Annotated in this window: 11 protein-coding genes; 8 read left to right on the top strand and 3 right to left on the bottom strand. The window is 55.3% G+C overall.

The window, feature by feature from the left end; all coding sequences use genetic code 11:
* The first annotated feature begins 32 nt into the window (after positions 1–32).
* Positions 33–1,694, top strand: coding sequence for a sulfatase (locus V3C19_RS01340; RefSeq protein ID WP_295933283.1), 1,662 nt, complete (start codon positions 33–35; stop codon positions 1,692–1,694).
* A gap of 112 nt (positions 1,695–1,806) precedes the next feature.
* The gene (locus tag V3C19_RS01335; RefSeq protein WP_295933280.1) at positions 1,807–5,001 is read left to right on the top strand and encodes a hypothetical protein; all 3,195 of its coding nucleotides are present in this window, start codon (positions 1,807–1,809) and stop codon (positions 4,999–5,001) included.
* 253 nt (positions 5,002–5,254) lie between these two features.
* Here V3C19_RS01335 and ahcY read toward each other — a convergent pair whose 3' ends face one another.
* A complete protein-coding gene (ahcY, locus tag V3C19_RS01330; RefSeq protein WP_295933277.1) occupies positions 5,255–6,670 on the bottom strand; it encodes an adenosylhomocysteinase in 1,416 nt (471 codons plus the stop codon).
* Between the two features lie 20 nt (positions 6,671–6,690).
* Positions 6,691–7,875, bottom strand: a complete 1,185-nt coding sequence (gene metK / locus V3C19_RS01325; RefSeq protein WP_130083648.1) for a methionine adenosyltransferase — start codon at positions 7,873–7,875, stop codon at positions 6,691–6,693.
* Between the two features lie 37 nt (positions 7,876–7,912).
* Between metK and V3C19_RS01320 the strand changes: the two genes are divergently transcribed.
* From V3C19_RS01320 to V3C19_RS01310, 3 genes are all read left to right on the top strand, one after another.
* A complete protein-coding gene (locus tag V3C19_RS01320; RefSeq protein ID WP_130083649.1) occupies positions 7,913–8,830 on the top strand; it encodes a metalloregulator ArsR/SmtB family transcription factor in 918 nt (305 codons plus the stop codon).
* 65 nt (positions 8,831–8,895) lie between these two features.
* Entirely contained in the window at positions 8,896–9,726 is an 831-nt protein-coding gene (locus tag V3C19_RS01315; RefSeq protein ID WP_295933276.1) for a hypothetical protein, read from the top strand.
* A gap of 47 nt (positions 9,727–9,773) precedes the next feature.
* A complete protein-coding gene (locus V3C19_RS01310) occupies positions 9,774–10,553 on the top strand; it encodes a hypothetical protein (RefSeq protein ID WP_295933274.1) in 780 nt (259 codons plus the stop codon).
* A gap of 30 nt (positions 10,554–10,583) precedes the next feature.
* On the opposite strand, the gene V3C19_RS01305 is transcribed toward V3C19_RS01310, so the two are convergent.
* On the bottom strand, positions 10,584–11,216 hold the full coding sequence (locus V3C19_RS01305) for a hypothetical protein (RefSeq protein ID WP_295933270.1): 633 nt from the start codon (positions 11,214–11,216) through the stop codon (positions 10,584–10,586).
* Positions 11,217–11,336: 120 nt separating this feature from the next.
* Here V3C19_RS01305 and V3C19_RS01300 point away from each other — a divergent pair, with 120 nt between their 5' ends.
* The 3 genes from V3C19_RS01300 (at position 11,337) to V3C19_RS01290 (ending at position 14,633) form a co-directional block, all read left to right on the top strand.
* A complete protein-coding gene (locus V3C19_RS01300; protein ID WP_130083653.1) occupies positions 11,337–11,981 on the top strand; it encodes a hypothetical protein in 645 nt (214 codons plus the stop codon).
* 132 nt (positions 11,982–12,113) lie between these two features.
* A complete protein-coding gene (locus tag V3C19_RS01295) occupies positions 12,114–13,595 on the top strand; it encodes an MFS transporter (RefSeq protein WP_130083654.1) in 1,482 nt (493 codons plus the stop codon).
* A gap of 12 nt (positions 13,596–13,607) precedes the next feature.
* Entirely contained in the window at positions 13,608–14,633 is a 1,026-nt protein-coding gene (locus V3C19_RS01290; protein ID WP_130083655.1) for an ankyrin repeat domain-containing protein, read from the top strand.
* Positions 14,634–14,673: the final 40 nt, after the last annotated feature.

Below are 14,673 nucleotides of genomic sequence, written 5' to 3'. Positions count from 1 at the left end.
CATGGTGTGTGCGTTCTATATTCTTCACCACTATGAGCTCTCTAAAAACCATCCTCGCCGGAACACTGGCGCTGCTGGCGGCTTCTCCCCTGATGGCGCAGACTGCGTCCGGAAAGGATAAAAAACCGAACATCCTGTTCATCATTACGGATGACCATGCCTACCAGACGCTGGGCACCAGCAAGCATGATTCTCCCGTTGCCCTGCCCAATTTCAACAAGCTGGCCAAACAGGGCATGGTCTTTGACCGCAGCTATTGCGCCAATTCCCTGTGCGGCCCGTCACGCGCCTGCATCCTGACCGGGCGGCATTCCCATATGAACGGCTTCGTCTTTAACGGCCAAAGGCCGCTTGACGGCTCCCAGCCCACCTACCCGAAGATGCTGCAAAAAGCCGGCTACCAGACGGCTCTATTCGGGAAATGGCATTTGGAATCCAACCCCACCGGATTTGATACCTGGGAAATTTTCCCCGGCCAGGGCAGTTATTACAATCCGGACTTCATCATCCCCAAGCCGAACGGCAAGGGACGCCAGACGAAGCGCTTCCCCGGCTATGCCACGGACGTGGTCACGGACAAATCCATCCAGTGGCTGGAAAACCGGGACAAGGACAAGCCCTTCCTGCTCGTGGTGGGCCACAAGGCACCCCACCGCGCCTGGTGTCCCGCCCTGCGCCACCTGGGCAAGGTGAATACCTCCAGGCTGTCGCCGCCCGCCAACTTCCACGACGATTACGCCAACCGTCCGGAGTTCCTGAAGAAAAACCAGCAGACCGTCGCCAGACACATGGCGATCTATTCCGACCTCAAGGTTCTCAAGGACCAGGTACCGGAAGAGATGCGCAAGAGCATCGTCTCCCCGGGCTACGGCTGGGATCTGGGGGAACTGAACCGCATGACTCCGGAAGAAAAGAAAACCTGGACGGATTATTACGCCAAGCGTACCAAATCCCTGGTGGACGGCATGAAATCCGGAAAGCTGAAAGATCCGAAAGCCTTTGCGGAATGGAAATGGCACGCGTATATGGAAGACTACCTGGGCTGCCTGCTCTCCGTGGACGACAGCATCGGGCGCCTCATGAAATATCTGGACAAGGAAGGCATTTCCAAAGACACGCTGGTCATCTATTGCGGGGACCAGGGCTTTTACATGGGTGAACACGGCATGTACGACAAGCGCTGGATTTTTGAAGAATCACTCCGCATGCCGCTCATCATGAAATGGCCCGGAAAGATTCCCGCAGGCACGCGCAACAACACGATGGTGCAGAACATCGACTATGCCCCCACCATCGTCTCCGCGGCCGGGGCCGACACGCTGGAAAACATGAACACGTTCCAGGGCGTCTCCCTGCTCCCGACGGCTTTCACCAACAAGAAGCCGGACCAATGGAGGGATGCCATCTACTACTGCTTCTACGAGAATCCCGGCGAACACAACGCTCCGCGCCACGACGGCATCCGGACGGACCGCTATACACTTTCCTACATCTGGACAAGCGACGAATGGATGCTTTTCGACATGCAGAAGGACCCCATGCAGATGAAGAACGTCATTAACGATCCGGCCTACAAAACCACGGCGGAACAGCTCAAGAAGCGCTACCAGGAACTCCGGAAGACCTACAAAGTCCCGGAAAACTGTCCCGGAGGAAAGGGTACGCCCATTCCCAAATTTGACGCCACCTGGTAACAGGGCGGTCTGTCAATCCTCTCTTTCCAAGCGCCGGAAAATTCCGGCGCTTTTTTATTTCAAATACGTTATATTCTTGATTCATTATCGGCATTTTTCCTAACATGGAAGAATGCCATTCACTCTCCTGAATCCGGTTTTACGGTCCTGCCTGTTCCTTCTGCTTTTTTCCGCCGTGGGGAATGCCGCTCTTTCCGCCATGCCAGGGGAAAATCTCTCCCCTTCCTCTCCGGAAATCTGCCGGCACACTGCCAGCCAAATGTCCAACATGGTGCTCCAATGCATTCGCCAAAAGAACCTGGATCAAGCCGTAAAGCAGTTACGTCAAAACATGGAAGAGCTTCCTCCTGACATCAGGAAAGAGGAGGAAGGAGCTCAATTACTGGGTCATTTGCAAAACCTGCTGGATTCTATCAGTCAGCCCAGAGGAGGATTTTTATATTCCTTTCTTTATACGCCCGTTTCAGAAGGCGTCGAATTCCCGTTTTTTTCCCGGAATGCCGACCAGGCAACTCTGCGGCTGGAACAGTTGAATTTGGTTCAGGCTATCCGTCAAAAAATACAGGAATGGAAGGAAACGCCTCCCACACAGGAGGAACTTCAGGCATTTTTTGACGTATTCGATAACTCGGAAAAATTTTTGCGCGCCATCGGCCTTCGTCCCTCCCTTGCGGAAAACAGACAGCCAGCCATTTCCTTTCTGCCCTTTTTGGAAACCCAGGGAGAGCCGTTGATGCGGAAACTCAATAAACCAGAGGATCACAGCGACCTTGCCACCACACTTTTCATACCTGTAGCCCAGCCAGGTTCCTACATCCTCAGGGCTTCCGTCCATCCTTCCAGCGAATCCCGCCTTCTGATCCATCTCAACCGCATACGCATTCAAAGCATTACCCTGAAAACAGGAATCCTGTGGTATATTTCCGACAGCCGGACAGGTAATCCCATTCCCTCAGCCAACATCCATCTGGCCATTTGCAAACAGGGAGCTTCCCCTCTTCTCCTGACAGAGACAACCAATGCAAAAGGCTATTGCTTCCAGCAGCCCCTTCTGCCCGATACATGCATGATCATGGGATGGGTTGACACTAATCGGGAAGGGACATTCCCGATTCTTCCATTTCATACGCAGTCTCCCAGCTCCGACAACGATCCGTTCCATTTCCTCTCCGAAGAGACTCCTCCCGAAGAAACGCTTCCCAAAAACCATGGGGCAAAAACATTTTGCATCACCAGCCAGCCGGCCTATTTCCCTGAACAGACTGTACATGTCAAAGGAATCCATTGGAGAGCCGGCAATCACGAATCCAGCGCATCCACGACAGCCGGCCTTTCCCTGCGCGTCCGCATTGCAACCGGCACACAGGAACAACATACTCTTCTGGAAAAAAACGTCACAACGGATGAAGCCGGCGAGTTCGATCTGGACTTTCGCCTCCCTCTCACTGTTCCGGCCGGAGCCTGCCATATCCTGGTCTCCCTGGAGCCCCCTCCCAGAAAAACTCCCCCGGAATGGTTTGAGAATGAGGACGACAGGTTTTCATGGGAAACCGCCGCGGAATTTCAGATAGTGGAACCGGAGTCTGTACCGCCACCCATGGTGACTGTGCAGGCGGACCCGGCAGAAATGATGTCTCCCATTCATGTTCAGGTGAACGTTCCTTCCTCGAATTCCCGGATAAAAGTCGCCGTCCGGGAGTTCACCATCCCCAGGGAACGGGAGTGGAAACCGCTTCCCGCCGCTTTGGAAAATCTGTTCAGCAACCCTTATGAATACGTCCCAGCTCCATTGAACAATGATCCTGTCTTTCAGGATACGCTGCTACCGGATGCAGAGGGACGTGCGGAGTTCACTTTCCATCCGAACCCGGATGCAGAGGGAAGGCCGGACGGAGATCTTTGCTATCAAATAACCGCATCCATGGAAACGGAGGGAAACGCCCTCCCGTCTTCTACAACCAAATTCATTGTCAAGTCCTCCCGGCCTTTCCGCATTTTCTTCACGGGAGAACGGCTGTTTGCCGAATCCGGGCGTGTTTTCAAAGGAACCGTCGTTGCTGCCGATGCTTACGGAAACAGAGTACCCGGAGCGCAGGGGCATTTGAAAATCATTCATCAGCAGATGGGCATGAAGGAGAACCGCCCTGTTCCCACAGCAAAGAAAACCATTGAGGATTTTCCCGTTGCGACGGATGAACGGGGACAGGCGGTTTTTTCGTTCATTCCGCCCAGCCCGGGCCAGTATATCCTGCAGGCCGTACTGAAAGACAAAGAGGGGCGCACAGTGGAGAAAAATACTTATTTGTCATGCTCCGGGCCTGGAAAACATGAGCTTTTGGATTATGAAGACATCAGGCTGATTCCCGACAAGGCATTCTACCGTCCGGGAGACACGGCGCGCCTGCTGATTACAACACGGAAACCGGATACCCGGGTGTGCCTTGTACTGAGAGGTGGATGGGAAACAGAAAGCTATGAGATATTGCATGTGAAAGGACAGCAAAAAGTCGTCAAGGTCCCCGTCACAACGGGGGACATGCCCAATCTGGGAATTCAGGCTTTCACTCTGGAAGGGAAATTTTCCGCCGAACACGCGGTTGAGCTATCGGTGCCCCACACCGGAAAAGAATTGAATGTGGCACTTTCCATGGAGTTCCCAGACAAGGCAAACAGCCGAAACGCTGCAGCCCTTGTGACCGTACGCGACAAATGCGGAAATCCCGTCAAAAACAGCCGGGTGACCCTGAGTGCCTATGACAATTCCCTGCATCTCCATTCCCCTCTTCACAATTCCATGTTCACACAGTTCATCTGGCGAAAACCGAATACCATTCTGAAAGCATGCAGCAATGATTTTTTACTGCCATCCATGAACGACCATAAACATGTTGACCACAGCCTGTCAGATCCGGATCAACATCCTTACCTGATCAAACACGAATATCATTTTCTCACTCCGGATACGCCCGCCATCCCCGGTCCCTACTTCGAGCATTCATGGGGCTCAGCCCATAACCTGGAGCAGTTTGACGCATATGCGGCATCGTTTTCAAAAATCTCCGAGGCATGGCGGCATGCCGTTTCCAACAAAGCTTTTCTTCAAACCGGGCTGCCGTTCCACGGCACGCTCCGGTCTCCCGGGTGTGTCAAATGGTGCAGCACACTTTATACGGATGAGAAGGGAACAGTACGGGTTCCCATCAACTTCGATCCTCATTCAAATGCCTGGCGCATTTGTGCATGGGCACGCACGCAGGACTTGAAAACCGGACAGGCTTCCATCAAGGTCCGTCTGGACAGGCACTAAATGAGGCGCATCATTGTTACGGTAACAAATTTTATCAGAATCATGCCGAAAACGGTGCACCCCTTCCCATAATACCCGGGATATGGAGACGCGGCGGGAGATTTTTTATCCCCCACCACACGGGAAGGCAAAAGCAGTGGCGGAAAAGGATTCCCCTCTTGCGGCATTACTGAAAATAAAACTGCCGCAGCCGCCAACAAGGGGCTGCGGCCATGAAAGGAGAAATACGGACGGCCGTTTTCCCCGTCCTGTTCTAATATCGGTAGAAGTCCGGCTTGTAGGGGCCTTCCACCGGAACGCCGATGTAGTCCGCCTGTTCCGGACTAAGGACGGTGAGCTTGCAACCGATCTTGCCCAGGTGCAGGCGGGCGACTTCCTCGTCCAGTACCTTGGGCAGCACTTCGACGCCCACCGAACGATTTTCACGGGTGTTCCACAGTTCAAGCTGGGCCAGCACCTGGTTGGCGAAGCTGTTGGACATCACGAAGCTGGGATGGCCCGTAGCGCAGCCCAGGTTGACCAGGCGCCCTTCCGCCAGCAGGTACAGGCTGTTGCCGGACGGGAACGTGTAACGGTCCACCTGCGGCTTGATGTTGAGGTGCCTGATGCCGGGGTAGGTCTGGAGCTTGTGCACCTGGATTTCATTGTCGAAGTGGCCTATGTTGCACACAATGGCCTGGTCCTTCATTTTTTCCATGTGTTCAATGCGGATGATGTTGCAGTTGCCCGTGGTGGTCACGTAAATGTCCGCCCAGCCCAGCGTGTCCTCCACCGTCAGCACGCGGTAGCCCTCCATGGCGGCCTGAAGGGCGCAGATGGGATCGACTTCCGTCACTACCACCTGGGCGCCCATGCCGCGCAGGGATTGCGCGCAGCCCTTCCCCACGTCTCCGTAGCCGCAGACCACGGCCACCTTGCCCGCAATCATTACGTCCGTGGCGCGCTTGATACCGTCCACCAGGGATTCGCGGCAGCCGTACAGGTTGTCGAATTTGGATTTGGTGACGGAGTCGTTCACGTTGATGGCGGGAATCAGAAGCCTGCCGGCAGCCTGCATCTGGTACAGGCGGTGCACGCCTGTGGTCGTTTCCTCGGAAACGCCCTTGAGTTCCGGCAGCCAGCGGTGGAAGATGCCCGGCGTTTCTGCGGAGATTTTTTTCAGCAGGTCCTTGATGACCTGTTCTTCCTCGGATTCGGACGGGGTGTTCACCCAGTCACTGCCGTTTTCCATTTCATAACCGCGGTGAATGAGCAGCGTGGCGTCCCCACCGTCGTCCACAATCAACTGCGGTCCCAGGTCGCCGGGGAAGTTCATGGCCTTCCAGGTACAGTCCCAGTATTCCTTGAGGGTCTCCCCTTTCCAGGCAAAAACGGGCGTGCCGGATTCGGCGATGGCGGCGGCGGCATGGTCCTGGGTGGAGAAGATGTTGCAGCTTGCCCACCGGACGGAAGCGCCCAGGGCCGTCAGCGTTTCAATGAGTACGGCGGTCTGCACGGTCATGTGCAGGGAGCCCATGATGCGCACTCCGTCCAGAGGCCGGGAAGCGGCGTATTTTTCACGCACGGCCATCAGGCCGGGCATTTCATGTTCGGCAATGTCCAGTTCCTTGCGTCCGAAGTCGGCAAGGCTGATGTCGCGCACCTTGTAGTGTTCCGTTTCTGAAAACATGTGGTCAGTGTGGTGATGGTTTAATGGAGGAGGTTTTTCAGGGACGCAAGACGCGCTTCGTCCAGCGTCTCCCAGGGGAGGTCCGGCTTGGTGAAGTGCCCGTAATGGGTCGTCTGGCGGTAGATGGGCCGCAGCAGGTCCAGCTGGGTGACCATGTCCGCGGGTTTGAAGGAGAAGATGCCTTCCAGCGCGTCTTCAATAACGTTTTCCTCCACTTTTCCGGTGCCGAAGGTGTCCACGCGGATGGATACCGGTGTGGGGTAGCCGATGGCGTAGGCCACCTGAAGCTCGCATTTGTCCGCCAGTCCGGCGGCCACGATGTGCTTGGCCACCCAGCGGCACATGTACGCGGCGGAGCGGTCCACCTTGGACGGGTCCTTGCCGGAGAAGGCGCCGCCGCCGTGACGCCCCATTCCCCCGTACGTGTCCACAATGATCTTGCGCCCTGTCAGGCCGGAATCCCCATGGGGGCCGCCTACCACGAATTTGCCGGTGGGGTTGATGAAGTATTCCGTCTTTTCATCCAGCAGTTCTTCAGGCAGGACGCTTTTGACCAGCTTTTTGCAGTAGTCGGAGATCGTTTCATGGCTTACGTCCTCCGTATGCTGGGTGGAAATGACCACGTTTTCAATATGGGCCGGGCGCCCGTCCTCGCCGTAGGCCACGGCCACCTGGGACTTGCAGTCCGGACGCAGCCAGTCCACATGGCCCCGCTTGCGGCGTTTGGCCAGTTCAATAAGAATTCTGTGGGCGAACACGATCGGGGCCGGAAGAAGTTCCGGAGTTTCGTTCGTGGCGAAGCCAAACATGATGCCCTGGTCCCCCGCGCCCTGTTCCGCATGGCCCTTGCCCTCCGCCTCGCGGGCGTCCACGCCCTGTGCAATGTCCGGGGACTGTTCCGTAAGAAGGTTCGTGAAAAAGACGGTGTCCGCATGGAACACGTCGTCATCCTGCCCGTTGCAGTAGCCGATCTCCCGGATGGCCTGGCGGGCGATTTTTTCCGGATTGATGACCGCCTTGGTCGTCAGTTCCCCGGCAATGATGACCATGTTGCTTTTCACCAAGGTTTCGCACGCAACGCGGCTAGTTTTGTCTTGAGCCAGGCAGGCGTCTAAAATAGAGTCGGAAATGTAGTCGGCCACTTTGTCCGGGTGGCCTTCTCCTACGGATTCCGAGGTGAAGATGTGAGGGTTGTTTTTACTCATATCGATAAATCGTGATGCGTTGATATATTATTCTGCCATGAAGTCAATCCTAAAAACGCTAAAACTCCTGACGGACCCCACCCGCCTGCGCATCATCAACGTTCTGGATGAAGAATCCCTGAGCGTTGCGGAACTTCAGGAAATTCTCGGCATGGGGCAGAGCCGCATTTCCACCCAGCTCGCCCAGTTGCGGCAGGAAGAGCTGGTGGAAGACACGCGCTCCGGCAAGAACGTTTTTTACACGCTCTCCCTGGCCGACGACCTGCACAACGTAGCGATGAAGGCCTGTGAGGAACTGCCGGAGGCGGAGGCGGACAAAAAGGCTCTCCAGGTTATTCTGGACAAGCGCAGAAACCGTACGCAGGCCTATTTTGACGAAGTGGTGTGCCGCCTGGGAAAGAATTACGCCCCAGGCCGTTCATGGAAGGCGCTGGCCGGAGCGCTGCTCCGCATCCTGAATTACGACGTAGTAGCCGATCTGGGGGCTGGAGAAGGCTTCGTCTCCCAGCTCATTTCCCCCAGCGCCAAAAGGGTCATTGCGGTGGACAATTCCCCGAGCATGGTGGAACTGGGGCAGGAACTGGCCCGCAAGCACGGCCTGGACAATCTGGAATACCGCCTGGGAGACATTGAATCTCCCCCCATTGAACCCGGAACGGTGGATCTGGCCCTGCTCAGCCAAGCCCTGCACCATGCGCAAAAACCCGCCAAAGCGCTGGAAGCCGCCTGGAACATCCTGAAACCGGGCGGGTGCCTGGTCGTTCTTGACCTGCTCCAGCACGGCCAGGAGGAGGCACGGGAACTGTATGCGGACCGCTGGCTGGGCTTCACCCCCGCCGCCCTGGAGAGCATGCTGAAGGAAGCGGGATTCGGGAACATCCACACGGACATCGTGGACAGGGAGCCGGAACCGCCCCATTTCCAGACCCTGATGGCCGCTGCCTGGAAACGATAAAATAAATTGACCTTCCATTATTTTTAGTTAATCTCTAACATATAGAGACATCCAACTTCATCCTCATGAGCTTTATTAAATACGTTTGTGCCTTCACTGCCGCATTTATTCTTTCCTTCATTCTTGCAGCTGTTGCCGTCTTTTGCTTTATTCATCCGTCGTGCAGTTTCTCCCGTGATAAAGCGGACAAGCAGCCTGTAGAGCATTCCACTGAAGAACTGTATGCCCAATACATGGAGCTCTCCCCTGCGGAAAGAACCGGAAAGCGGCAAACGCTACTGGCCAAGGCAGCCCACGGAGGCTATCTTCCCGCAGTTCGCCAAATGGCCGCAGAAGCGCGTGAAGGAGGAACTCCCAAAGGCACGATAGGAAATGAATATGATTTCTGGATAAGGAAGGCAGCGAACATGGGAGACCCGGAAGCGCAATATGAAGCCTTCCGCGAATGCGACATGAGCGACTTAGAAGGCCTTGCCTACCTGTCCAGGGCAGCTGAACAAAATCATGGCCCGGCTCTCCTGGCCCTCGGTCTCCTCTACGCCGAGGGAAGTCCAAGACATTATATTGCCAGAAATGAGAGAAAAGCGATCGAATGTTATCGGCGCGCCGCCGAAGCCAAAGAACCGGATGCCCGTTGCCTGATGTATCTCCTGGCCCGGCTCCAGATTCTTCCGGAAGCGGAAATTGCTCAAATAACCCAACGCTATCAGAAAGACGTAAAACAGGCGGAGCATCAAATTTCCCCATCGCTTGACTATCCGGAAGACGTGACAGAAAGCTCTCAGGCGTATGATCTCCTAAGGACCTACCTCCCGGCTAACGAAAAAGTCAAAGCTCTCCCGGAACCGGATTTCCTGCTGCCTGAGGAGGACCCATTTGGAGAAAATAACAGCTGATTCGTCTGACTGAAGACAAAATCCCGGAGGATAAACGCTCATCAACCATGAAAGTCAAATCCGCGCTAATCATTTCCGGCTGTGTTCTCGCAGCCTCGCTGGGTGTTTACTGGATAGCCTCCCCGAGGGAACCCTCCCCTGAGGAACTGTACCGGCAATACATGGAGTTATCTCCATCCCTGCGGTTTGGTCAGAGAGAGAATCTTCTGCAGAAAGCGGCGCAGGGAGGGCATGTGCCGGCCATGGTCCAGATGGCGAAGGATATCTTCATGGACAAAGAGAGCCTCCTCTCTGAAGATTATGAGTTCTGGCTGAAAAAAGCGGCCGACACGGGAGGGAACCCGGCAGTTCAAATGGACGTGTATTATAATGTTGATCTTTCGGAGGAGGAGCTTTTCAGCTATTTGACTAAAGCCGCCGGGCAGTCTTACGGACCCGCTCTTTGGGAATTGGGCTGCATTTATTCATCATTCAACAATTACAACATTGTACCAGACGAGCAAAGAGCCCTCGCCCTCTTCCGGCAGGCGGCGGATGCCAATAATTCCGATGCCCTTTATCTCCTCTACGCTCTGGACCGGTTGAATATCTTTCCTTTAACAGAAGCAGAAAAGAAAACTGACTTTTACCGACGCTACCGGACGGCGCTCGGCAGCCATGAGACGCCGCTGCCCTCTCTTACAAACATTCATGAGCTGGATTCATTTGAATATGAATTTGTTCTCAAGTTTCTTCTGAAATCCATGGGCGCCAATGAAAAAGTAAAATCAACCTTGAAAAATATTAATGAAGAGGCGTTTGACAATGCTTGCAAAGATGTTTTCTGAAGCCTAGAAGGCTGACTGAACCGGAGACACTTAATTCTCCGGCACCAGCTCATCGGCGGAGCGTTCTTCCGGAAACGGGCGCTTTCCGGCCTGCAGGGATTCCCTCAATTCCTGAACGATGGCCGTCATCCGCTCCACGGACAGGTCTTCCTTCCCTTCAATTTCCTCATCTACCAGGGCTTTCATTTCCTCCAGAAGGAGGTTCGGTTCCAGACGGTAGTTGAGCAATACGCGGAACAGTTCTCTGCCGGCCTCCTGCACGGTAACGGCCGGAAAGTCCTTGACACTCTTCAGGCTCTTTTCCTCAAAGGAGTTCAGAAGACCTGCATAACGGCGGAAAGCGCGCTGGAATTCCTCCGGGCACGCAGCTACATCCACGGAGGAAAGATAACGCCGGAAGGCTATTTCCGCGGCCAGGTGGGCGGAGGGATCTTCCGCGGATTCCGCCAGCCATGCTTCCTTCTGCTTCAGGTACACGAGCAAAAGAACCTTCCGGATGGCTTCCCTCTGCCTGCCCTTGGGCCCCTTTTTCAATTTGACCAGATCCAGGTCCAGTTCCGCGGCATCCGGACTGGCCACATCCTGGGCCGGGCACACCTCCAGCGCCGCCGCCATCACAACGAAGGGCAGCCATTTCCCCATACATTCCCGGAGGTATGCCATTGCGGTCAGCAATTACACGAAAAGTTCCGCAAAAGCAATCCAAATCCAGCCTGTACCGGGCATGACCGATGCCGTGAGCGGAGATTGACGGGAAAAGCGGGATATGAGAAAGATCACCCTATGCTTTTCGCAGTAGTGATTTTCCTTTCCCTGGTGGTGCTTGGCGTCATTGCAGCGCTGCGCTTCACCAAGGGCGTCATTCCGCTGCGTACCTATGAATCCCGAGAACTGCCGGGATTTCCCGGTCCCGCGGGACTGATCCGCCGTTTGGACGGCGCCGAAAAACGCCGGAGGAAACTGGCGGAAGCCCGCACACCCGGCGTGGATGAAAACGGTCTGATCAGCCTGCCCCCCGCCTGGGAGGGCAAGGTGACCGCGGGCCGGATGGCCTGTGTAGCCCACACCTGGGCTCTAAGCCGCCTGGTCAAGGAAAACGCGGAAGCGGCAAAAGCCCGCAAAACGGCAATCGCACGCGCCACGATGATTCCCTTTTTCACCGGCCTGGTCCTGCTGGGCATGATAGCGGCAGGCCTGCTGAAATTCCAGATTGCCCTGGCCATAGGCCTGGCGTGCTGGGCTTTCTTCACCTTTTCCGCCATTCCCACCCAGTTCCGTGAATGGAAAGCTGCGGAAATAGCCAAATCCGGGCTCAAGGAAGCCGGACTCTGGCCCCAGCTCCCTTCGGACGCCATGGCCATTGAACAGTGCCTGAAGGCACTCACCTGGTGCCATGTGGCCGGGTTCCGGCGCATCCTGCCCAGGTAGGCGGCAGGGGGCGGCGTTATTCTGCATTTTACCGGATAATCCGGCTTTTGGGAGAAAAAAATCTTGAATCGGCAGGGCGTGTAACCCACTCTTTCACCGTCGTTAAATTTCACTTTTCCTCCCTATTTCCGCATGAATGAATCCGCCAACCCCATCGTTAAATATTTTTCCGAGTTCAAGATACTAAAAACCGTTTCCAAAGATTTCTGGCTCACGAACGTCGTCCAGTTTTTTGACGGCATGGCCTATTTCTCCATGATCACGGTGTTCGTCCTTTACTTGACGGATTATTGCAGCTTCAACGATGCGGACGCGGCCCTGTGGGTGGGACTGTACACCCTGTTCATTTCCGCATTCGTGTTTGCAGTGGGTTCCATCTGTGACATCATCGGCATCCGGCGCGCCTACCTGATCGGCTTCATCATCCTCATCACCGGACGCCTCATCATGGGGCTGGGCCCGGATATCTGCCCCACGGTGGAGAGCGGACGCCTGGCCGTCATGACGGGCATCCTGATCATGTCGTTCGGCACGGCGTTCATGTCTCCCGTCATTCAGACTTCCATCCGGCGCTTTTCCCCGCTGAATGCGCGTTCCACGGGGTTCAATATCTATTATCTGCTGATGAACATTTCCGCCGTCGTCGCGAATGTCTTCCTGATCGAATTTTTCCGGAAACACTTCGGGGCCGTGGACAGCGGCTTCTGGATCATTAACTTCGGCACGCTGATGGTGCTGCTGGGCTGCATCACCACCCGTTTCATTGATGAAAACAATTTCGCGGAGCCAAGCGAAAAGGAGGCAAACCTCAACGCCCCGCAGCGCCGCCCCCTTCAGCTTTTCAGGGAGGTCTGGAAGGAATCCGCCTTCCGCAAGCTGATCCTGTTCCTCGTCCTCACCATGGGCGTGCGCATCGTCTTCACGCTGCAATTCCTGGTCATGCCCAAGTATTATGTGCGCACGCTTTACGATGATTTCGCCATCGGCACCATCAATGCCATCAACCCGGCCATCATCGTTTCAGGCCTCATTCTTCTCATTCCCCTGCTGGGACGCTTCTCCACCGTCAGCCTGATGATCGTGGGCATGTCCATCTCCGCGTTTTCCCTTGTTTTCATGGCTATTCCCATTGAATGGTACTATGTGGTTCCCGGAATTGAAACACGCTCCCAGGCGTATCTGGTGGCCATCGTGGCCCAGATCCTGGTCTTTGCATTCGGCGAATTGCTGTTCTCCCCCCGTTTTTCCGAATATGTGGCACGCGTAGCTCCCAAGGACAAGGTAGCCTCCTATATGTCCCTGGCCGCCCTGCCCATGTTCATCGCCAAGCCCATCAACGGGATCATCGGCGGCCTGCTCGTAGCCTACCTCTGCTATGACGGCATCTGCGCCAAGATGGACACCGGGCACATCGGCTTCTGGTCCTCCCCCGAATTCATGTGGACCATTTACCTCGCCCTGGCCGTCATTAGTCCCATTGCCATCATTATGACCCGCAAGACCATCACTTCCGACCACCCGGAAGAAGACGCGGACTCTCCACCCATTGAAGCCATTACGGCAGAAACGGACCCGGCCGTGACAGCGGAAGAACTTACGGAAGCCAACTCCTGACAGAACGAGACGATGACCCAACACACGCGCAACATCATTTTGGACACCCTCGTCCTGGTGGCCTTCAGTTCCGTCCTCGGCGGCCTCAGCCTGCTGATTTCCAAATCCTTTTCGGGGGAAGACAATCCGGCCCTGGACCTCATCACCGTCATGAAAAAGGCAGAGGCCAAGGAAGTGAATGCCTCCACGGAAAAGGAGGAGCGGGAAGCCCGGGAAAAGGGCATGCAGGAATTTGAACAGAATCTGGAAAAAGGGGAAAAGCTGGCTGAAAAACAGGGGAAAGCCTTTGTCAACATGACGGACCCGCATGGCAGAACACCCGTCATGTGGGTGTGCTACGCCAATTACAATAATATTGAAACAACGCTCAAGCTGGAAGCCAAGCGGGCCCCTTATCTGGGAAGGCTTTTGCAGGATCCCCGCCTGAAGATCGACCAGAAGGACAAGGATGGATGGACCGCACTGCACTGGGCCTCCTGGAGCGGGCTGGACCGACTGTCCGAAATGCTGATTGAGAAAAAGGCGGACATCAACAACAAGGAGGACAACGGCTTCACGCCCCTGATGCTGGCGGCCATGCGGGGCAATATCCAGGTAGCGGCCCTTCTGCTGGAAAAAGGAGCGGACATGAACGCCGTCAACAAATTCGGAAAAACCGCTCTTCAACTTGCAGAAGAAGGGGCAGCAGCCTACCAGGGCAGCTTTAAACTGACCAAAACGAAAGTTTCCAAAGCTCCACTTGATACTTTTACGGAAGCCTATGAAAAGGTGGTCTCCACCACCTCCCCCGAACACGCTTCCGAATTCATGGAGGCCATGAAAACCGCAGTCGGCCGTCAGGCTTTTGTGGAAACAGACTATGTCCTCCAAGTCATTACGCGCAACCTGATTTCCAAAGAATTGCTCACGGAGAAGAGCGCCGGAAAGTTCAAGGAAGAAATCATGGGAGCCGTAGCGAAGCATTCTCAGATCATCGACGTCCGCGGCATGGCTTTTGAGCGCACCGTGGACCTGCTCCGCAAGGCGGCGGTGAAATAACCAGTGTAGAAAGGAATTTCCTACCCGCACACCCGGCCGG

Source organism: Akkermansia sp. AE01SA01 (genome assembly GCF_036417395.1).
GTDB lineage: Bacteria > Verrucomicrobiota > Verrucomicrobiia > Verrucomicrobiales > Akkermansiaceae > Akkermansia.
The sequence above is the reverse complement of the archived record's forward strand: the minus strand, read 5'-3'. Positions and strand labels throughout refer to the sequence as shown.

What these genes read in the sequence shown, in the direction of transcription:
- V3C19_RS01290 (WP_130083655.1), top strand. Translation starts at nt 13,608, where the DNA reads ATGACCCAACACACGCGCAACATCATTTTGGACACCCTCGTCCTGGTG.
- V3C19_RS01340 (WP_295933283.1), top strand. Translation starts at nt 33, where the DNA reads ATGAGCTCTCTAAAAACCATCCTCGCCGGAACACTGGCGCTGCTGGCG.
- ahcY (WP_295933277.1), bottom strand. Translation starts at nt 6,670, where the DNA reads ATGTTTTCAGAAACGGAACACTACAAGGTGCGCGACATCAGCCTTGCC.
- V3C19_RS01315 (WP_295933276.1), top strand. Translation starts at nt 8,896, where the DNA reads ATGAGCTTTATTAAATACGTTTGTGCCTTCACTGCCGCATTTATTCTT.
- V3C19_RS01300 (WP_130083653.1), top strand. Translation starts at nt 11,337, where the DNA reads ATGCTTTTCGCAGTAGTGATTTTCCTTTCCCTGGTGGTGCTTGGCGTC.
- V3C19_RS01320 (WP_130083649.1), top strand. Translation starts at nt 7,913, where the DNA reads ATGAAGTCAATCCTAAAAACGCTAAAACTCCTGACGGACCCCACCCGC.
- V3C19_RS01310 (WP_295933274.1), top strand. Translation starts at nt 9,774, where the DNA reads ATGAAAGTCAAATCCGCGCTAATCATTTCCGGCTGTGTTCTCGCAGCC.
- V3C19_RS01305 (WP_295933270.1), bottom strand. Translation starts at nt 11,216, where the DNA reads ATGGCATACCTCCGGGAATGTATGGGGAAATGGCTGCCCTTCGTTGTG.
- V3C19_RS01295 (WP_130083654.1), top strand. Translation starts at nt 12,114, where the DNA reads ATGAATGAATCCGCCAACCCCATCGTTAAATATTTTTCCGAGTTCAAG.
- metK (WP_130083648.1), bottom strand. Translation starts at nt 7,875, where the DNA reads ATGAGTAAAAACAACCCTCACATCTTCACCTCGGAATCCGTAGGAGAA.
- V3C19_RS01335 (WP_295933280.1), top strand. Translation starts at nt 1,807, where the DNA reads ATGCCATTCACTCTCCTGAATCCGGTTTTACGGTCCTGCCTGTTCCTT.